The sequence below is a fragment of the Isoptericola sp. NPDC057191 genome, assembly GCF_042670225.1.
GTDB lineage: Bacteria > Actinomycetota > Actinomycetes > Actinomycetales > Cellulomonadaceae > Isoptericola.
On record NZ_JBHUWC010000015.1, the window covers coordinates 21,305 to 41,337 of the forward strand.

At 75.1% G+C, this 20,033-nt stretch carries 12 protein-coding genes; 10 read left to right on the plus strand and 2 right to left on the minus strand.

Annotation, left to right across the window (positions count from 1 at the left end; genetic code table 11):
* The 3 genes from ACFT55_RS04420 to ACFT55_RS04430 are packed head-to-tail and all read left to right on the plus strand — an operon-like array spanning position 1 to position 5,776.
* A complete protein-coding gene (locus ACFT55_RS04420; protein ID WP_380241905.1) occupies positions 1–1,593 on the plus strand; it encodes a DUF3375 family protein in 1,593 nt (530 codons plus the stop codon).
* A complete protein-coding gene (locus ACFT55_RS04425) occupies positions 1,590–2,378 on the plus strand; it encodes a DUF4194 domain-containing protein (protein WP_380241907.1) in 789 nt (262 codons plus the stop codon). The genes ACFT55_RS04420 and ACFT55_RS04425 overlap by 4 nt, the downstream gene beginning before the upstream one ends.
* Positions 2,375–5,776, plus strand: coding sequence for an ATP-binding protein (locus ACFT55_RS04430; protein WP_380241909.1), 3,402 nt, complete (start codon positions 2,375–2,377; stop codon positions 5,774–5,776). Before ACFT55_RS04425 ends, ACFT55_RS04430 begins: the two co-directional genes overlap by 4 nt.
* A 72-nt stretch (positions 5,777–5,848) precedes the next feature.
* Here ACFT55_RS04430 and ACFT55_RS04435 read toward each other — a convergent pair whose 3' ends face one another.
* A complete protein-coding gene (locus ACFT55_RS04435; RefSeq protein WP_380241911.1) occupies positions 5,849–6,511 on the minus strand; it encodes a TetR/AcrR family transcriptional regulator in 663 nt (220 codons plus the stop codon).
* 185 nt (positions 6,512–6,696) lie between these two features.
* Between ACFT55_RS04435 and ACFT55_RS04440 the strand changes: the two genes are divergently transcribed.
* A complete protein-coding gene (locus ACFT55_RS04440) occupies positions 6,697–8,226 on the plus strand; it encodes an MFS transporter (protein WP_380241913.1) in 1,530 nt (509 codons plus the stop codon).
* Positions 8,227–8,306: 80 nt separating this feature from the next.
* Positions 8,307–10,778, plus strand: coding sequence for a glycogen/starch/alpha-glucan phosphorylase (locus tag ACFT55_RS04445; RefSeq protein ID WP_380241915.1), 2,472 nt, complete (start codon positions 8,307–8,309; stop codon positions 10,776–10,778).
* A 52-nt stretch (positions 10,779–10,830) separates the two neighbouring features.
* Here the strand turns inward: ACFT55_RS04445 and ACFT55_RS04450 are convergent, their stop codons facing one another.
* Positions 10,831–12,672, minus strand: coding sequence for a helicase HerA-like domain-containing protein (locus tag ACFT55_RS04450; protein ID WP_380241918.1), 1,842 nt, complete (start codon positions 12,670–12,672; stop codon positions 10,831–10,833).
* A gap of 152 nt (positions 12,673–12,824) precedes the next feature.
* Here ACFT55_RS04450 and aztD point away from each other — a divergent pair, with 152 nt between their 5' ends.
* The 5 genes from aztD to holA all read left to right on the plus strand — a co-directional run bounded on the left by aztD (position 12,825) and on the right by holA (position 19,982).
* Entirely contained in the window at positions 12,825–14,150 is a 1,326-nt protein-coding gene (aztD, locus tag ACFT55_RS04455; protein ID WP_380241920.1) for a zinc metallochaperone AztD, read from the plus strand.
* A 51-nt stretch (positions 14,151–14,201) separates the two neighbouring features.
* Complete coding sequence (locus ACFT55_RS04460; RefSeq protein ID WP_380241923.1) at positions 14,202–15,080, plus strand: DegV family protein; 879 nt, start codon at positions 14,202–14,204, stop codon at positions 15,078–15,080.
* An 82-nt stretch (positions 15,081–15,162) separates the two neighbouring features.
* A complete protein-coding gene (locus tag ACFT55_RS04465; protein WP_380241925.1) occupies positions 15,163–16,314 on the plus strand; it encodes a ComEA family DNA-binding protein in 1,152 nt (383 codons plus the stop codon).
* A 77-nt stretch (positions 16,315–16,391) separates the two neighbouring features.
* The gene (locus tag ACFT55_RS04470) at positions 16,392–18,905 is read left to right on the plus strand and encodes a ComEC/Rec2 family competence protein (RefSeq protein ID WP_380241927.1); all 2,514 of its coding nucleotides are present in this window, start codon (positions 16,392–16,394) and stop codon (positions 18,903–18,905) included.
* A gap of 42 nt (positions 18,906–18,947) precedes the next feature.
* Positions 18,948–19,982, plus strand: coding sequence for a DNA polymerase III subunit delta (gene holA / locus ACFT55_RS04475; protein ID WP_380241929.1), 1,035 nt, complete (start codon positions 18,948–18,950; stop codon positions 19,980–19,982).
* The last annotated feature ends 51 nt before the right edge of the window (positions 19,983–20,033 follow it).

A 20,033-nucleotide genomic window follows, 5' to 3' on the forward strand; every position in this document is an offset into this window, starting at 1 on the left:
TTGTCGACGCCGTCGCCGCGCACCCGTCCCGCGGGCTCGCGCCTCGAGGGTGCCCTGGCGCGCAGCCAGGGCGCCTTCGGCACGCCCGCGCTCGCCCTCCTGCACCGCAAGGAAGGGCCCCTGGTCGTCGCCCTGCTCGCGCTGATCTTCACGCCCGGCCGTGCGACGGTGCCCACCGAGCAGATGCACGTGGAGGTCGAGGACCTGCTCGCCGAGGCGCGGGCTGCCGGCCACGACGTGCCCGACGACGCCGCCCGGGCGCTGTGCTCCCGCTGGGTGGCGGGGCGCTGGCTCGTGCGCGCGCTCGACGACGACGGCGTCGAGCAGTACCAGGTGAGCTCGCACGCGGCCGAGGCGCTCGCCTTCGTCGACCGCACCCAGGGTGCGCGAGCCCTGGTGAGCGAGTCGCGCATCCGCACCCTCCTCGTCGCGCTGGACGGGCTCGCGCGGGACGCCCGCCCCGACCGCGAGTCGCAGCAGCGGGCGCTGCGCGAACAGGTGGCACGCGCGCGCGACGAGATCGCCGCGGCGGAGGCGGAGCTCGCGCGGCTCGACGCCGGCGGCCCCGTCGTGCAGGCGCCCACCGAACGGCTGGTCGAGCAGTTCGACAACGTCGCCGCCCTGGTCCGCGAGCTCCCGGCCGACTTCGCCCGGGTGGCCGAGTCCATCGCGGAGCTGCAGCGCAGCATCGTCACCAGCCTGCGCCAGGACGAGCGGCCGACCGGAGAGGTGCTCGGCGCCTACCTGGAGGCGTCCGACTCGCTGATGCAGCGCACGCCCGAGGGACGGGCGTTCTCCGGCGCCATGGAGCTGCTCCGCGACCCGCAGCTGCTCGGCCAGGTCGACGAGCGGGTCCGGGCCGTGCTGGCGCACCCGTTCGCGGCCGACCTCCCACCGGACCGCCGCGAGGTCGTCCGTGCCCTGCACTCCCAGCTCCTCACCGCCGTCGACGGCGTCCTCGACGCCCAGGCGCGGGCGTCACGGACCATCACCCAGCAGCTCACCGTCCACAACCCGCTGCGCGACCGTGAGCTCGACGCCGCCCTGCGGGAGGCGACCGCCGCCATGGCGGAGTGGTTCCCGGAGTCGGGCCGTGCCGCACGCGTCGAACCCCTGCGCTGGCTCGAGCGAGCACGCCTCGGGCGGTTCCGCGCCCAGCTGCACGACCTGCGGCCCGACGCGCTCCCGGACCCGCTGACCGACCTCGACCTCGCCGACCACGACCCGGCCGAGGGTGCGCAGGCGCTCGGCGGACTGCTCGGCATGGGCGGCCCCCGCTACGACGAGACCACCGCGCACGCCGCACGGGTCCTGCGTGAGCGCGGCGACGCCACGGCCGACGAGGTGTTCGCCGCGGCGCCGCCCGAGCTGCGGCGCCCCGTCGAGCTGCTCGGGTACCTCGAGCTCGCCGTGCCCGGGGCGCTCGACGCGGCGCTCGCGGACGGGGACGTACCGGCCGACCGGCTGCGGCGGGTGACGACGGTGCGGGCCGACGGCAGCACCCGCGAGCTGGTCGTGCCGCAGGTGCCGATCGAGGTACCGACCGAGGTGCAGGACGACACGCTCGCCCGCCACGACGAGGAGGACGCATGACCGACACGACCACGGGGCCGGCCCTCGAGGCGACGGCCGGGTCGGCGCACGGGGCGGCCTCGTTCGTCGAGGCGCCCGCGATCGCCGACGACAACCCCGCCCTGTTCGCGGGTGACACGGGCGTCCTGCCCTACGAGGCCCGCCGCGCCTTGGCGCTGGTGCTGCAGCGGCGCTACCTGTCCGCTGCCGCGCACCCTGCGGAGTGGAAGGCGCTGCTGGCGCACCAGAACGTGCTCGCCTCCCGCTGTCACGACCTGTTCGTGGAGCTCGTCGTGGACCGGGACTACGAGATCGCCTACAAGCGGCAGGTGCGGGAGCCGGGCCTGAGCATCCCCGTGCTGCTGAAGGACGAGCCGTACAAGCGCGTCGAGACGCTGCTCATGCTGTTCGCGCGCAACCGGTTCCGGCAGGAGCAGGGCGCGGGGGAGCGGGCCGCGCACGTGGACGCCGAGGAGCTGGTGGACTACGCGCTCGGCTTCCTCGCCGCCGACGAGACCAACCTGGCGGCACGCCGCCGCGAGATCGACAACGCGGTCGCCACGCTCGTGCGCGAGCACGTGCTCGACGAGGTCGCCGAGGGCAGGTACCGGGTCCAGCCGGTCGTGGAGATCTTGCTGCCGGTGGACCGGTTGCGGGAGCTGACGTCGTGGCTTCGCGGTCGTGCCGCGGTCGCGCCGTCGGACGGACGCGCCGGGGTCACCGACGACGAGGCGGACGAGGTCGGCGAGGTCGACGAGACGGACGCGGTGGACGCGGTGGACGAGGACGAGGAGGCCCGCGCATGACGATCACGAGCGACGCGGCGGAGCAGACTGCCGCCCCGCGCATGCAGCAGTCGCTGTTCGGGCTGATCCCGACGGCCTCGGACGGGCGGCAGTGGACGGCCCGGTCCATGCAGCTGGTGAGCTGGGGCGGGTACCACGGCTACCACGAGGTGCGGTTCGCGGGGACGACGACCCTGCTCACGGGAGCGTCCGGGTCCGGCAAGTCCACGCTGCTCGACGCGTACATCGCGCTGATGATGAGCCACACGACGCCGTTCAACGGCGCGTCCAACACGGCGACGAGCGGACGCGCCCGCGGCCAGGAGCAGCGCAACATCGTCTCGTACGCCCGCGGCAAGCTCGACGAGGAGCGCAGCGCCGGGGCGGCGCGAGCCAAGGACCGCGTGCTGCGCGGCGAGACGTCGGACACGTGGTCGGCCATCGCGATGACCTGGTCCTCGCAGGCGGGGGAGCGGTTCACCGCTCTGCGTGCGTGGTACGTGCCCCGCGGGGCGCAGCGAGCGGACGAGACGGTGGCCGTCCGCGCCGTCGTCGACGCCGACTTCAGCCTGCGGGCGCTGGAGCCCCTGGTGGCGCAGCGGTTCGCCAAGGCCGGGCTCACGGCGGCCGGGCTGACGACGTTCGACACCGACAAGGCGTTCGCCACCCGCCTGCACGCCGCGCTCGGCATCGGCGCCGCCGGCGACGGCGAGAAGGCGATGCAGCTGCTTGGACGCATCCAGGCCGGCCAGCAGATCACCACGGTCGACTCGCTCTACAAGGCGATGGTGCTCGAGGAGCCGGAGACGATCCGGGTGGCGGAGCGCGCCGTCGAGCACTTCGACGAGCTCAGCGAGGTGCGGGCCGAGATGACGACCGCGCAGCGTCAGGTCGAGGTGCTGCGCCCGATGCTTGAGCACCGAGCGGCGATCGACCAGGCTGCCGCCGCGGCGCGGCTGGTGGACGAGCTCGGTCTCGACGGCGGCCCGGACGGCGCCGTCACTCCGTTCACCGCCTGGCGCGACCGCACCCAGCTCGACCTGCTCCGAGCGGCCGAGGCCGAGAATCGCGCGCAGCACAAGGCGGCGGCCGAGCGGGTCGCCGTCGCCGACGAGCGGCTCGGTGCGGCCGACGCCGAGCTGGAGCAGGTACGCGCCGACCAGCGGCGCAACGGTGGGGACGCCATCGAGGCGGCGGAGCGCGACGTGCGCACGGCGGAGCAGCGGCTCGCCGAGACGCGCCGTGCCCGCGCGGAGCTCGAGGGCCACCTGGCGCCGCTGGAGCGCGACATCGGCGCCCGGCGCGAGCTGGACGCCCTGCACACCGACGCCAGGCGGTACCTGGACGAGCGGGACACGCACACGGACGCGCTCTCCGAGGCCGTGGTCGAGGCGGCCGCGCGCGAGAAGGAGGCCGGCCGGGCCCTGGCCGACCTCGAGCGCGAGGAGGCCTCGCTCAAGGCGCGGCGCGGCAACGTGCCGCGCGAGCTGCACGAGGCGCGCGAGGCCCTCGCCCGTGCCGCGGGGATGCGCGCCGACGACGTCCCGTTCGTCGGCGAGCTCCTGGAGGTTCGCGGCGAGTACGAGCCGTGGCGCGACGCCGTCGGCCTCGCCCTGGGCGGCTTCGCCGTGACGATGCTCGTCGACGACGCGCGCCTCGACGCCTTCCGCGCCGCGATCGACGCGGTCCGGTCCCCGGTGCGGGTGCGCTTCGAGGGCGTGCCGACCGGGCTGCCCCTGCACGAGGAGACCGACCGCGCGCTGCTGCCCGGCCGGCTCGAGGTCACGGCCGGGCCGTTCGGCGGCTGGCTCGCGGGACGGCTGGCCGAACGGTTCGCCTACGTCTGCGTCGACGACCCGGCCGAGCTGGCGCGCCACGACCTGGCGCTCACCCGGACGGGCCAGACGTCCGAGGGGCGCCGCGGCGCGCACGGCGGCCAGGGCAGGGCGTCGGTGCTGGGCTTCAGCAACCACCGCCGGCTGGAGCAGCTCGCCGAGCAGATCGGCGCGGCGCACCAGGAGCTGCGGCAGGCGTCGGAGGCCTTGGCGGGCGCCCGGCTGCGGCAGAAGGGCGAGGCGGACCACTTCGTCGCGTACTCCCACGCGCTGCGCGCCTCCTGGGACGACGTCGACGTCCGCGGCGCCGAGGGTCGGCTCGCGGAGCGTCGCGAGCGGCTCGAGGCGCTCGTCGCGGGCTCCGACGTGCTGCGTGAGCTCAAGGCGGACGAGGACGCCCTGCGGGCCCGCATCACCGAGCTCCACCGCGAGCGGGCGGCAGCGCAGCACCGCGTCACCGAGCTGGGCGCCGCGTGGGAGCAGATCAGCGACCTCGTGGACCAGGTCGCGGACTCCGTCGAGCGTGCCGACGCGGACGGCGTCGAGCCCACGCCCGAGCAGGAGCGGCGCCTCAGCGAGCTGATGACCCAGGTCGGCTGGTCCGGGGTGGCGGGCGCCCCCGGCGGCGGGCTCGCCGACCTCACCACCGCCGTGGCGGCCGTGGTGCGCGAGCTGCGCCACGAGCAGGAGGCAGCGGTCGAGGCGGAACGTGCTGCGCGTGCGGCCCTCCGGGCGCTGTTCGAGCGGTTCAACGACACGTGGCCCGACCCCAACCGGACCGCGGACCCGGACGCCGCGTACGCGGACTTCCTGCGGATCTTCGAGGAGCTCGAGTACCAGCAGCTGTACCGCCTGCGCGACCGGTGGTCGGCGCACCTGCGGCAGATGTCCGGGGACCAGCTCACCCGCCTCAACAACGGCATCGCGCAGGCGGTGGCGGAGATCCGGGACCGCATGGAGCCGGTCAACGCGATCCTTGCGACGCTGCCGTTCCGCGACGACGGCCACCGGCTGCGCATCACGGCCACGCCCGTCGAGGGCAACGACGTGGCGTCGTTCCGCCGGCTGCTGCGCGAGCTGGCCACCGCCCCGGCCGGTGACGTCCCGCTCGCGGAGCACGAGCGCCGCTATGCGCGGATGACACGACTCGTCGACCGCATCCGGCCGGACAGCCCCGAGCGGCGCCGGCTGGTGGACGTGCGCGACCACGTGCGCATCAGCGCCGAGTGCGTGGACCTCCAGGGCAACCACGTGAGCGTGTACGACCACATCGCCGGCAAGTCGGGCGGCGAGTCGCAGGAGCTCGTGGCGTTCATCGTCGGAGCGGCGCTGCGCTACCAGCTCGGCGACGCGGGTGCCGAGCGGCCCCGCTACGCGCCCGTCTTCCTCGACGAGGCGTTCATCAAGGCCGACGCCCGGTTCGCGGGGCGCGCCGTCGGCGCGTGGCGCGGGCTCGGCTTCCAGCTGGTGGTGGGCGCGCCGCTGGACAAGGTGAGCGCGCTCGAACCGCACGCCGACGTCGTCCTGCAGGCCATCAAGGACGCCACAGGGCGCTCGCGGCTGGTGACGCTTGTCGGGGCGTGAGGTGCCGCGACACCGGTCGGCGCGACAGGGTGCCGTGGCCCCGCACCGCGCGGCCGGTCGTCCGACCCCGGATCAGCCCGGCTCGGGCAGGGAGCGGGACGTCGACGGGGCGGTAGCCAGCGGGACCAGCACCTCCAGGAGGAGCCGGTCCACGTAGGCGGGGTCGATCTCGGCGCCCTCGACGACCTTGCGGTAGGAGACGAGCGCCGGGACCACCGTGCTCACCAGGTCGAGGTCGCGGTCGGCCGGGACCTCCCCGCGGTCGCGGGCGCGCTCGAGGAGCGCTCGCATCTGCTGGACCTTCGGCCGCACGAAGCTCGCATGGAACTGCTGGGCGATCTCCGGGTCGCGACGGACCTCCGCCATCAGGCCGGGGATCAGGCGGTCGGTGGCCGCGTTCTTGCGGGCGCGCCGCAGCTGCTCGAGCGCTCGCAGGTCGCCCTCGAGCGAGCCGGTGTCCGGGACGTCCGCGGGGTCCAGGTCGTTCCCCAGCCCGCAGGTCACGGCGTCGACGGCGAGGTCCGACTTGGTCGTCCAACGGCGGTAGAGCGTGGCTTTGCTCGCTCCCGCGCGCCCGGCGACGGCGTCCATCGTCATGCCCTCGTAGCCGACCTCGGCGAGGAGCTCCCGGGCGGCGTCGAGGATCGCGACGTCGCGGGACGCGTCGCGGGGTCGCCCGCCGCGCACGACGGGAGCGGTCGGTGCGTCGTCGACGATGTCGTCGGCGGCCTTCATGGTGGTCCTTCCGTCCGTTCCTCGGCCTCCGGCTCGCCTCCCGGGCAGGTGTTCGCTCTGGGTGAACTGTCGGAGTATTTCGATACTCAGCGGTTTCGAAACTGCTGAGTACCGCTTAGGGTCGATCGTACCCGCGCCGGCACGTCCGGCGGCCGGGTCCCTCCGTCCTCTCGGGAGCACCCTTCATGACCACCCCTCCGGCGCCCTCGCGCGCCGCCACGGATCCTCGCCGTTGGCTGGTCCTGGCCACGGTCGCCATCGCACAGCTCATGGTCGTGCTCGACGCGACCATCGTGAACATCGCCATGCCCTCCGCCCAGGCCGAGCTCGGCTTCAGCGACAACGACCGCCAGTGGGTCGTCACCGCCTACGCCCTCGCGTTCGGCAGCCTGCTGCTCCTCGGTGGCAGGCTCTCGGACCTGCTCGGGCGTCGGCGCACGTTCCTCGTGGGGCTCGTCGGCTTCGCCGTCGCGTCCGCGCTCGGTGGTGCGGCCCAGAGCTTCGAGATGCTCGTGGCTGCCCGCGCGCTCCAAGGCGTCTTCGCCGCCGTCCTCGCCCCGTCCGCCCTCTCGCTCCTGACCACCACCTTCACCGAGCCGGCCGAGCGCGGTCGGGCGTTCGGCGTCTTCGGCGCGATCGCCGGCGTGGGCGGAGCGGTCGGCCTGCTGCTCGGCGGCTTCCTCACCCAGAACTTCGACTGGCGCTGGAACCTCTACGTCAACCTCGTCTTCGCGGCGATCGCCGTCGTCGCAGGGCTCGTCCTGCTGCCTCGCCACGAGCAGATCCGCCGCCAGCGGCTCGACGTCCCCGGTGTCGTGCTCGGCTCGGGCGGACTGTTCCTCCTGGTGTACGGCTTCTCCCAGGCGGAGCCCCAGGGCTGGGACTCGCCCTGGACGTGGGGCCCGCTCGTCGCCTCCGCCGTGCTCCTGGTGGCGTTCGCCCGCTGGCAGGGGCGCACGGCGCAGCCGCTGCTGCCGCTGTCCATCGTCCGCGACCGCGACCGCGCAGGGTCGTACGTCGGCATCTTCGTCGCCGGAGTGGGCATGTTCGGCGTCTCCCTGTTCCTGACGTACTACCTGCAGGCGACGATGGGCTACGACCCGATGCGCACCGGCGTGGCGTTCCTGCCGATGGTGGTGGCGACGATCGCCGCTGCCCAGGTCGCCACCAACCTCACCCTGCCCCGCCTGGGTGCCAAGGTGCTGGTCCCCGCCGGCCTCGCGAGCGGCGCGGTCGCGATGGCCTGGCTCTCGCGCCTCGACGTCGACAGCACGTACGCCTTCGGCGTCCTGCCGGGGCTCGTGCTCCTCGGCATCGGCATGGGCAGCGTGATGCCGCCGTCGATCCAGACGGCGACGAGCGGTGTCCAGGGGCCGTACGCGGGCGTGGCGTCCGCGATGGTCTCGACGTCCCAGCAGGTGGGCGGAGCGGTCGGGACGGCCGTGCTCAACACGCTCGCGGCGACCGCCGCGACGACGTACGTCGCCGACCACCTCCCGACCACGCCCGCCGTCGTGGCCCAGGCCGCGGTGCAGAGCTACGACCTCGCCTTCACCTGGTCGGCCGGGATCTTCCTGTGCGGCGCGCTGCTGACGGGCGTGCTCTTCCGGACCCGGGGCGCGCGCGACCGCCGGGCGGCGTCGGGTGCCGCCCAGGTCGGCACGGCCCCCACGCCCGCCCCGGTCGCCGGCGCGGCGCAGCCTGCCCGGGCCTGAGCCGTCCGGAAGGCCTGCCGTGCGGCCCGGCCGTCGTCCCACGCGGGGACGGCGGCCGGGCCCGTGTGTAGGGTCATGACGTGACCGAGACCACGCCTCTGATCACCAGCCCGGAGCCGACCGTCGAGGGGTTCGTGCGCGAGTACCTGCGCGAGCTGAACTTCTCGCAGGGCACGATCCTGGAGCGGGCCACGCCCAACGACCAGTACCTCGCGCTCGCGCGCACGGTGCGGCACTACCTGATGTCCCGGTGGATGCAGACCACGGTGAGCCAGTACCGCACCCAGACCAAGGCGGTGGCCTACCTGTCGGCGGAGTACCTCCTGGGGCGTCAGCTCGACAACGCGCTCATCGCGACGGGGCTGGAGGAGGTCGCCGTCGAGGCGCTCGCGAGCCTCGGCATCGACCTCGACGAGCTGCGCGCGGTCGAGGTCGAGCCCGGCCTCGGCAACGGCGGCCTGGGTCGTCTCGCCGCGTGCTTCGTCGACTCCCTCGCGACGATGAGCGTGCCGGCGATCGGGTACGGCATCCGGTACGAGTACGGCATCTTCCGGCAGACCTTCACCGACGGGCGGCAGGTGGAGGAGCCGGACAACTGGCTCGACAACGGCGCGCCGTGGGAGTTCGCGCACCCCGAGCACGAGGTCACCGTCGGGTTCGGCGGGCACACCGAGAAGTACACGGACGACGACGGCCGCGAGCGCTCCCGGTGGGTGCCGGGGTGGCAGGTGCTCGGCGTCCCCTACAACTACATGGTGCCGGGCTACCGGAACGGGCGGGTCAACACGCTGCGGCTGTGGAGCGCCCGGGCGACGCACGCGTTCGACCTCAAGATCTTCAACTACGGCGACTATGCCGAGGCGGTCCGCTCGCAGACGTTCGCGGAGAACATCTCCAAGGTGCTGTACCCGGAGGACTCCACGCCGCAGGGCAAGGAGCTGCGGCTGCAGCAGCAGTACTTCTTCGTCGCGTGCTCGATCCGCGACTTCCTCGACCAGCTGCTCCCGCCGGGCTTCGACCTGCACGACCTGCCGGACCGCATCGTCTTCCAGCTCAACGACACCCACCCGGTGATCGCGATCCCCGAGCTCATGCGCATCCTCGTGGACGAGCGCGGCTTCGAGTGGGACGACGCCTGGCAGGTGACGCAGCGCTGCTTCGCGTACACGTGCCACACGCTGCTGCCCGAGGCCCTGGAGGTGTGGCCGGTGGAGCTGGTGGGACGGCTGCTGCCTCGCCACCTGGAGATCATCTACCGGATCAACGAGGAGTTCCTGGCGCAGGTGCGCGAGCGCTCCGGCGGCGACGAGCTCCTGGTGCGGCGCATGTCGATCATCGCGGAGCACCCCGAGCGGTCGGTGCGGATGGCGTACCTCGCGACCGTCGGGGGTGCGAAGGTCAACGGCGTGGCCGAGCTGCACTCGCAGCTGCTGCGCGACAAGGTGCTCGCCGACTTCGCCGCGTTCTGGCCGGAGAAGTTCACGAACGTCACGAACGGCGTCACGCCGCGACGCTTCCTCAAGCTCGCCAACCCGGGGCTGTCGGCGCTGGTCACCGAGGCGATCGGCGACGGCTGGGTCACCGACCTCGACCGGCTGCGGGAGCTCGAGCCCCTCGCCGACGACGCCGAGTTCCGCCGTCGGTTCCGCGAGGTGAAGGCGGCGAACAAGGATCGGCTGGTGTCGTTGCTCGCGGCCCGCGACGGCATCGACATCGACCCGGCCACGATGCTCGACGTCATGGTCAAGCGCCTGCACGAGTACAAGCGCCAGCTCCTCAAGCTGCTGCACGTCGTGACGCTCTACGACCGGATCACGTCCGGGGAGCTGGCCGTGCAGGACGTCACGCCGCGCACGGTCGTCTTCGGCGCGAAGGCCGCGCCGGGCTACGTGATGGCCAAGGAGATCATCGCGCTGATCAACCACGTCGGGGCGGTCGTCAACGCGCACCCCGACGTCTCGACGGTGCTGCGCGTCGCGTTCCCGGCGAACTACAACGTCACCGTCGCCGAGACCCTCATCCCGGCGGCCGACCTGTCGGAGCAGATCTCGCTGGCCGGCAAGGAGGCGTCCGGGACGGGCAACATGAAGTTCGCCCTCAACGGCGCCCTGACCATCGGCACCGACGACGGCGCGAACGTCGAGATCCGGCAGCTCGTGGGCGACGAGAACTTCTTCCTGTTCGGCCTCACGGAGCCGGAGGCGAGCGCCATGGCGGAGGCCGGCTACCGCCCGTCGGCCTACTACGAGGAGAACGCCTCGCTGCGGCGCGCGCTCGACCTCGTCGCGCGGGGCACGTTCTCCGGGGGTGACGCGTCCGTCTTCGAGCCCGTCGTGTCCAACCTGCTCAACGAGGACCGGTTCATGGTGCTCGCGGACTACCAGGCCTACCTCGACGCCCAGGAGCGGGTGGAGCAGGCGTACGCCGACCCGGACGCGTGGAGCAGGTCGGCCGTGCTCAACGTGGCGCGCTCGGGGTTCTTCTCGTCCGACCGCTCGATGCGTGACTACCTGAGCCGCATCTGGCACGCGGCGCCGCTGACGACCGACTGACGGGGGAGCGGCGACCGGGCGACCGGTCGGGTGACGACGGGTCGGGCCGCGGTCAGCGCCGCCGGCGCGTGCCGAGGACGGTGCGGGTGATCTCCCGTGCCAGCGTCGTGCCGACGGTCGTGAGGATGGCGTCCACGGGACTGCGGGAGCCCCGCGCCGTGGTGCCGGACGGCCGGGTCCTGCGGGCGCCCGCGCCGTCGTGCCGGCGCGCCTGCGCCGCCTCCTTCTCCAGCTCGGCGGCGCGCCGGGCAGCCTCCCGGGTGGCGGCGTCCTGCGCGGCGCGTGCCTGCAGCAGCTCGTACGCGGACTCGCGGTCCACGGCCGCGCCGTAGCGGGCCTGGCCGGGCGACGCCGCCACCACGGCGTCGAGCACCTGCTGGGGGGCGGGGTCCATGGACGCCTGCGGAGCCCGGACCCGGGTCCATGCCACGGGGGTGGGGGCGCCCTTCTCGTCGAGCAGGGTGACGACGGCCTCCCCGGTGCCCAGCGACTGCAGCAGCCTCTCGAGGTCGTACGGCGACCTGGGGAAGGTCCTGGCCGCGGCCCGCAGCGCCGTGGCGTCGTCGGGGGTGAACGCGCGCAGCGCGTGCTGGACGCGGTTGCCGAGCTGGGCCAGCACGTCGGCGGGAACGTCCTTGGGGGACTGGGTCACGAAGAAGACGCCCACGCCCTTGCTCCGGATCAGCCGCACCGTCTGGATCACCTGCTGCAGGAAGTCCTTGGAGGCGTCGGCGAACAGCAGGTGCGCCTCGTCGAAGAAGAACACGAGCCGCGGCTTGTCGGGGTCGCCCACCTCCGGGAGCTCCTGGAACAGCTCGGCGAGCAGCCACATGAGGAACGTGGAGAACAGGGCGGGCCGGTCCTGCACCCCCGGGAGCTCCAGCGCCGAGATCAGACCGCGCCCGTCCGGCGCGGTGCGCAGCAGGTCGGCGGTGTCGAACGCGGGCTCGCCGAAGAACACGTCGCCGCCCTGGGCCTGCAGCCCGACGATCTCGCGCAGGATGACCCCGGCCGTCGCGGCGGACACGCCACCGATGCCCTTGAGCTCGTGCCTGCCCTCGTCGGAGGTGAGGTAGGCGACCGTCGACTGCAGGTCCTTGAGGTCGAGCAGCGCGAGCTGTTGTGCGTCCGCCCAGTGGAAGATCAGCTCCAGGCTGGAGGACTGCGTGGCGTTGAGGCCGAGCACCTTGCTCAGCAGCAGGGGCCCGAAGTCGGTGACGGTGGTGCGGATCGGCACGCCGGTACCGAGACCGCCGAGCGAGTAGAACTCCACCGGGTACGACGTCGGGGCCCAGCCCTGCCCGATGCTCGCCGCCCGCGCCGCGACCTTCGGGTCGTCCCGGCCGGCGACGGCGAGGCCGGACAGGTCGCCCTTGACGTCCGCCAGGAACACCGGGACGCCCTGGGCCGAGAGTCCCTCGGCCATCCCCTGGAGGGTCTTGGTCTTGCCGGTGCCCGTGGCGCCGGCGACGAGGCCGTGCCGGTTGAGGGTCGCCAGGGGAAAGCCCACCTGGACCGTCGGGTCGGGGGTCGGGTCGCCGCCGAGCGGTCCCGTCAGGAGCGCCCCGAGCGCGAGCGTGGCGCCCTGCGACGCATAGCCCGCGCGCACCTCGTCCGCATATCCCGGTGGTGCCGCGGACTGCGCGGCCGGCAGCTCGGTCGTGGGCGCGGCGTCGGGCGCGTCCGCGGGTGCCTTCGCCTCGGGTGCCTTCGCCTCGGGCGCCGGGTCTTCGGTGAGCGACGGCGGCGCGGTCCTGTGCGCGGCCTCGGCCGCCTCGAGGGCGGCTTGCGCGGCGGCAGCCCTGGCCTCCGCGGCCTCGGCCGCTGCCTGGGCCGCGGCGGCCCGGAGCGCGGCCAGCCCGGCGTCGTCGGTGGGCGGTGTCCCCTCGGCCATGCGCCGCACGCTAGCGCGGGGCCCGACGAGGTGCGCGGCGAGCGTCGAAAGTCCGGACACCACAGTTGAGAACCGTTCTCACATCTGCTTCACTGAACGCGCACCTGAGAAGCATTCTCAAATGCGGTCCTCTGTCGATCCTGGAGACACCCATGCCTTCCCCCACCCGCCCGCCGCGCGCTCCGCGTCGCGCCCGCCGCCTGCCGGCGCTCGGCGTCGCCCTGTCCGTCCCGGCGGCGCTCGCCGCCTGCGGCACGGCCGAGCCCGCGGCCGACCCCGCCGCCTCCACCGCCTCCACCGCGGAGACGACGGCGCAGGCCACCGAGGCGGCGGCACCGACGCCGCGCCTGGCCCTCACGTACGACGGCGGCGCCGTCGTCCTGGACGCGCAGACGCTCGACCAGGTGGCCGACCTGCCGCTCGAGGGCTTCACCCGACTCAACCCTGCCGGGGACGGGCGGCACCTGCTCGCCTCCACGACCGGCGGGTTCCGCGCGCTCGACCTCGGCGCCTGGGGCGAGGCCCACGGCGACCATCACCACTACTGGCGCGCGGAGCCGCGCCTCACCGAGGTCACCTACCCCGCCGCAGAACCGGGGCACGTCGTCGTCCACGACGGCCGTACCGCGCTGTTCGACGACGGGACCGGGCAGGTGACGGTGCTGGACTCCGCGCACGTGGCCGCGGGTGACGCGCCGGTGCGAGAGCTCACCACGCCGTCCGCGCACCACGGCGTCGCCGTGGCGCTCGCCGACGACACGCTGGTCGTCACCGAGGGCACCGAGGAGTCACGTTCGGGCGTGCGCGTCCTGGACGCGGACGGTCACGAGGTGGCGGCGAGCGACGCGTGCCCCGGCGTCCACGGCGAGGCGGTCGCGGCGGACGAGGCCGTCGTCCTCGGCTGCGAGGACGGGGTGCTCGTGTACGCGGACGGCACGCTCACCAAGGTCGACGCGCCCGACGACTACGGCCGCATCGGCAACCAGGCAGGCTCCGAGGCGTCGCCGGTCGTGCTCGGGGACTACAAGGTGGACCCGGACGCCGAGCTCGAGGAACCCACCCGCGTCTCCCTCGTCGACACCCGCACCGGCACGCTGTCGCTGGTCGACCTGCCCGCCAGCTACACCTTCCGGTCCCTCGCCCGGGGCGTCGACGGCGAGGCGCTGGTGCTCGGCACGGACGGTGCGTTGCACGTCATCGACCCCGACGACGGCACGCTCCAGGCGTCGATCCCGGTGATCGACCCCTGGGAGGAGCCCGCGCAGTGGCAGGAGCCGCGCCCAGCCGTGCTCGCGCTCGACGGCTCGGTCTACGTGACCGACCCGGCCACGCGGACGGTGCACGCCGTCGACGTCGAGACCCGCACCGTGTGGCGGTCGGCGACCCTGGACGTCGTGCCGAACGAGCTCAGCGGTGTCCCGGGCGGCGCGGAGGCGCCGGGGCAGCACGGTGAGCACGGGGACCACGAGCACGAGTGATCGCCCCGACGCCGCCCGGTGCGACCGGGCGGCGTCGGTAGACTCCCGCCGATGCTCATCGACCCGCCCGCCGTCCGCGTCGTCACCGACTCGACGGCCTGCCTTCCCGCCGGCACGGCCGGCGTCGACGCGCCCGTCGTCGTCCCGCTCCGTGTCGTCGCGGGGGAGGAGTCGTGGCGCGAGGGCGTGGACATCACCCCGGAGGAGGTCGCCGCCCGGATCGCGCGGGGAGAGCGCCTCAGCACCTCGCAGCCCTCGCCGGGGGAGTTCGCCGCCGCCTACCGGGAGCTCGCCGCAGACGGTGCGCGTGCCGTGGTCGGGGTGCACCTGTCCGGTGACCTGTCCGGCACCGTGCGGGTGGCGGCCGCCGCCGGGCAGCGCAGCATGCTCCCCGTCCAGGCGATCGACTCCCGGACGGTGGCGATGGCCCTGGGCTTTGCCGCGCAGGAGGCCGCCCGGTGCGCAGCCGCAGGTCACGACGCCGTGGCGGTCGCTGCCCGAGCGCGGCAGGTCGCGGCGTCCAGCACCACGATCTTCCTCGTCGACTCGCTGGACCACCTGCGCCGCGGTGGCCGCCTGTCGGCTCCCGCCGCGGCTCTGGGCACCGCGCTGGGCGTGCGGCCGATCCTCACCGTCCGCGACGGGCGGCTCGAGATGGCGCACCGGGTGCGCACGCGGCGGGCCGCGCTGGACCGGCTGGTCGACCTCGCCCTGCACGCTGCCGAGGCGTGCGAGCAGCCGGGGGTCGCCGTGCACCACCTGGGCGTGCCTGACCGGGCCGCAGACCTCGCCGAGCGACTGCGTGCCGGCAGCGGGGCCGAGCCGGTCGTGACGCCCGTGAGCGCCGTGCTCGGCGCGCACGCCGGGCCGGGGGCGCTCGCCGTGGTCGTCGCCGAGCTCGGCGGACACGATCACGGCGCCGTGCGCTGAGGACACTGCCCCCAGGCCGGCGTCGTCCACAGGAGCCGCCATGGCACCCCACCGCGAGAGGGTGCGAACCTAGCGTCGGCGCGTGACCACGACGCTCCCTCCCGACCCCGCAGCCGCCGAGACCGGGCCCGCCACCCCGGGCGCCCCGGACCACCGGCCGCCTACCGCCGGACCGTCCGCGGCCCTGGACGACGCTGCAGCGCGCCTGCGGGCCTGGCGCGCTGTCCGCGAACCGCCCGGAGCGGCCTCCGGACCGCCCGGACCGGAGCGCGCCCCCTCCGTCGAGAGCGCCAGGGACCGGGTCGTTCCGGGCCAGGCGGCGGGTCCCCGGTGGGAGCCCGACGGCTGGGAACCGCTGCCCGACGACGACGGGCCGACCGACGGGGACGAGCTCGGTGCCCGCCTCCGAGCACGGCGGTCGGCCCGGCACGTGGCCGCCGCGTACGCCGCCGCGCACGGGCACCCGCAGCTCGACGACCACACCGACCACGGCGGTGGCAGGCGTCGATGGTCGCTCGGCCTGCGTGCCGCCGTGGTGGCCTCGGTGGGGGTGCTCGTCGTGGCCGCGGTCGTCGCCGTCCTGGCGATGATGCAGCCCGACGACATCGTCACCCTCGCCGGAGACGACCGTGGGGCCGTCGAGACAGCGAGCCCCGGCGCCGTCGCGACCCCCGCCCCCTCCGCCGCACCTGCCACGGAGCCGTCCGGGGCGGTCACACCGGTCGACGGCGAGGACCGGGCCGCCGAGACGACAGCGGGCGGCACGGGCACGGGGACCGTCGTGGTGCACGTCGTGGGTGAGGTGCGCGAACCCGGCCTCGTCACGGTGCCGGCGGGAGCCCGCGTGGCGGACGCCGTCGCTGCGGCGGGCGGCACGACCCGGCGCGCGGACCCGGGGGCGCTCAACCTGGCCCGCGCCGTGGTCGACGGTGAGCAGATCCGGGTGCCGCAGCCGGGGGAGCAGGTCGTGCCCACCGAAACCGGCGCGGGCACGCGGGGCGGCACCGGCGACCTCAGCAGCGCCGGCGGCAACGGCGCGGGCGGTCCCGTCTCCCTCAACACCGCGACCGCCGCGGAGCTGGAGGAGCTGCCCGGGATCGGGCCCGCGCTCGCCGGGCGGATCGTCACCTGGCGGGACGAGAACGGTCCGTTCACCAGCGTCGACGAGCTGGACGAGGTGTCGGGCATCGGGCCCTCCGTCCTCGGGCAGGTCCGCGACCTGGTGACCCTGTGACCCGGTCGGCGACGCTCGACCCCCTGGAGCCAGGACGCGCGGCCGAACGCGTACGCCAGATGCCGATGGCGGCGCCGGTGGCTCCTCCCCGGCGCGTGGACCTGCGTCTGGTGCCGGCAGCGCTGGTCGCCTGGGGAGCGGCCTGGGCGTGCACGGGCCCCGCGGCCCCCTGGGCGCAGACCGTCTCCGCCGGCGCGCTCCTTGCATCCGTGGGCGTGGGAGTGGGTGTGGGCGCGACGCTCGCACGGGCGGTGTCGCGGGCACGCCCGCCGCGGGCGGTCCGATCCGTCGGAACCCACGCGGTCCTCCTGCTGGTCTGCCTCGCCGCCGTCGCCCTGAGCGCGCACGCCCAGACCGCCCGACAGCTCCCCCTGCGGGAGCTCGCCGCCCAGGGGGCCCGCGCGGAGCTGGTGGGCCGGGTCGCGTCGGAGGGGAGGCCAGCGACGTTCGGCGCCGGGACCCGCTGGGTGGTCTCCGTGCGGGAGATCTCTGCACGGGGCACGGGCTCCGACGCCACCGGACTCGTCGAGGTCACCTCCGACGGCCCGGCGCCGCGGTACGGGGCCACCGTCGCGGTGGCCGGCGTGCTGCGGTCCCTGCCGGCGGGCGACGGCCCGCTCGCCCGGCTCGCCGCGGCGGGGCCGGTCGTCGAGCGGGCGCCGCCGCACGCGGTGCTACGGGCCACCCATGTCCTGCGGTCGGCGCTGCTGGACGTCACCGCGTCCCTGTCACCGCAGGCACGCGGGCTGGTCCCCGGCGTCGCGGTGGGTGACACGACCCGCGTGCCGGACGACGTCGACCAGGCCATGCGCGCCACGAGCCTCACCCACATCACCGCGGTGTCCGGCGGTCACTTCGCGATCGTCGTCGCCACGCTCACCCTCCTGTGCGCGCTGGTGCGGGCTCCGCGCGGCGTGCGGGTCGCGGTCGTGGCGCTCGTCGCCGCTGCGTTCGTGCTGCTCGTGCGTCCTGAGCCCAGCGTGCTGCGCGCCGCCTGGACGTGTGCCGCGGCCCTGCTCGGGGTCGCGCTCGGGCGGCCCTCGTCAGGCGCCCCGGCGCTCGCGGCGGCCGCGACGGTGCTGCTCGTCGTGGACCCGTGGCTGGCGCGCTCCTACGGGTTCGTCCTGTCGTGCGCGGCGACGGCCGGGCTCGTGCTGCTCGCCGGCCCGCTCGCGCGCCGGCTCGCGCCGTGGACGGGTCGTCCGCTCGCGTTCGCCCTCGCGGTGCCGTGGGCCGCGCAGGCTGCGTGCGGCCCGGTGCTGCTCCTGATCGACCCGCACGTGCCGCTCCTCTCGGTCCCGGCCAACCTGCTGGCGACCCCCGCGCTGGTCCCGGCGACGGTGCTCGGCCTGGTCGCGACCCTCCTTGCGCCGTGGGTGCCCGGGCTGGCCTCCGCGGTGGCCTGGCTGGCGGGGGTCGCCACGGGATGGATCGCCACGGTGGCCACGACGTTCGCCGCCGTCCCCGGGGCGCGCCTGCCTTGGCCTGGCGGGCTCCTGGGTGCCGCAGCCCTGGCGCTCCTGACGGCCACGGGACTGGCCCTCGTGCTGCGTCGCCCGCCTGGGGAGGGCTGGCGACGGGAGTGGCGGGAGGCGGCACCTCGCACGGTGCGGCGGATGCGACGAGGGGTCCGGAGGCGGGTCCGGCGAGCGGTGGAACGCCACGGCAGGGGTCGCGCGTCCGCCGCCGCGGGGCTGGCGGGGCTGGCCGGGCTCGCACTGCTCGCCGCACTCGTCCTGACCGTGCCGCGGCTCGTCGCCGCGGGGCACCGGGCGCCGCCGGACTGGCAGGTGGTCGCGTGCGACGTCGGTCAGGGCGACTCGCTCGTGGTGCGCTCGGGCCCGGCGGCCGCGGTGGTCGTCGACGCCGGACCGGACGGAGCCGACGCCGGCCGCTGCCTCGACCGGCTGGGCGTCACCACCGTCGACCTCCTGGTGCTCAGCCACTTCCACGCCGACCACGTGGGCGGGCTGGCCGGGGTGCTGCGCGGCCGCACGGTCACGTCCGCCCTGGTCTCACGTCTCGACGCGCCCGCCGCGCAGGCCGCCGCGGTGCGCGCGGAGCTCGCGGCCGCGCGGGTGCCCGTCCGCACGGCCGCCGCAGACGACACAGGGACCGCCGGCCAGGTCGCCTGGCACGTGCTCGCCGCGGCCGGGGGCAGCACCGACGGCCGAGGTGAGCGCGCGCCTTCCGGCCGGACGGGCAGCGGCGAGGCGGACGGGGCGAACGACGCCAGCGTCGCGCTGGAGCTGCGGACGGCTTCGGGGCTCGACGTGGTGGCGCTCGGCGACCTGGAGGAGCCGGGACAGGAGTCGCTGGCCCGCACGCTCGCGGGGACCGGCCGCGCGGCCGACGTCGACGTGGTGAAGATGGCCCACCACGGTTCGCGGTCGCAGTCGAGGGCGCTCGCCCGACTCCTGTCCCCGCGGGTCACGCTCGTGAGCGTCGGGGCCGGCAACACGTACGGGCACCCCACGGACGACGCCCTCGAGCTGTACGGCTCGGTCGGGTCGGCGCTGGTGCGCACGGACGAGTGCGGCACCGCTGCGCTGGTCTCACGGGGGGACGAGATCGGGCTGGCCTGCGGGTAGCGCGGTGGCGGCCGCGTCGGCGGTTCGTGGCAGGCTGGGGGCGTGCCCGCCGCCCCGACCTCCCGCCAGTCCCGCCCCCCGCGTCGAGGTGGCCGCACCTCGGCGGCGAACAGCCGGCCGTGGGACGAGCCGACCCTCGCGCCCGTGCTGCTGGTGCGCGGACCCGAGGGGCTCCTCGCCGAGCGCGCGGTCGACGGTGTGGTCGGGCTCGCGCGCGAGCGTGACGCGACCACGGAGAAGGCGGAGCTCGAGGGCGGCACCTACGCGGCCGGGCAGCTCGCCGTCGCGGCCAGCCCGTCGCTCTTCGGCGAACCGAGCGTGGTCGTCGTGCGGGGCGCCGAGGCGGCCACCGAGGACCTCGTCGCCGACGTGGTCGCCTACGTCGCGTCACCCGACCCGGAGACGGTCGTCGTGGTGGTGCACGGCGGCGGGCAGCGCGGCAAGAAGATGCTGGACGCGATCATCGCCAGCGGCGCGCCGGTGCTGGAGTGCGACCCCATCACCAAGGACGCCGAGAAGGTCCAGTTCGTGACTGCCGAGTTCCGGGCGGCGCGTCGCCGGGCGGACGCTGCCGCGGTCCGCGCGCTCGTCGACGCTCTCGGCAGCGACCTGCGCGAGCTCGCCTCGGCGTGCTCCCAGCTCGTCGCCGACACGACCGGCACCATCAGCGAGACCGTCGTCGACCGCTACTACGGCGGCCGGGTCGAGGCCACGGGCTTCAAGGTGGCCGACGCCGCGGTGGCGGGCGACGCCGGCGGCGCCGTCGCGCTCCTGCGGCACGCCCTGGCCACGGGCGCCGACCCCGTGCCGATCGTCGCGGCCCTGGCGCTGCGGCTCCGGACGCTCGCACGGGTCGCGGCGATCCGCGGCGGTGCCGTCACGGCACGCGAGCTGGGGCTGCAGGACTGGCAGGTGCGCAACGCCCAGCGGGACCTGTCCCGCTGGACGCCCGAAGGGCTGGCCACCGCCATCGGTGCTGTCGCGCAGGCCGATGCCGACGTCAAGGGCGGCGGGCGCGACCCGGTCTATGCGGTCGAGAAGGCCGTGCTGACCATCGCCGGCTCCCGCCGGGGCTGACCGCCCGCTGCGCTGTGAGCGGGCTGTTGGCCCTCGTCCCGCCGTTTAGAG

What these genes read in the sequence shown, in the direction of transcription:
- ACFT55_RS04425 (WP_380241907.1), top strand. Translation starts at nt 1,590, where the DNA reads ATGACCGACACGACCACGGGGCCGGCCCTCGAGGCGACGGCCGGGTCG.
- ACFT55_RS04430 (WP_380241909.1), top strand. Translation starts at nt 2,375, where the DNA reads ATGACGATCACGAGCGACGCGGCGGAGCAGACTGCCGCCCCGCGCATG.
- ACFT55_RS04435 (WP_380241911.1), bottom strand. Translation starts at nt 6,511, where the DNA reads ATGAAGGCCGCCGACGACATCGTCGACGACGCACCGACCGCTCCCGTC.
- ACFT55_RS04440 (WP_380241913.1), top strand. Translation starts at nt 6,697, where the DNA reads ATGACCACCCCTCCGGCGCCCTCGCGCGCCGCCACGGATCCTCGCCGT.
- ACFT55_RS04450 (WP_380241918.1), bottom strand. Translation starts at nt 12,672, where the DNA reads ATGGCCGAGGGGACACCGCCCACCGACGACGCCGGGCTGGCCGCGCTC.
- aztD (WP_380241920.1), top strand. Translation starts at nt 12,825, where the DNA reads ATGCCTTCCCCCACCCGCCCGCCGCGCGCTCCGCGTCGCGCCCGCCGC.
- ACFT55_RS04460 (WP_380241923.1), top strand. Translation starts at nt 14,202, where the DNA reads ATGCTCATCGACCCGCCCGCCGTCCGCGTCGTCACCGACTCGACGGCC.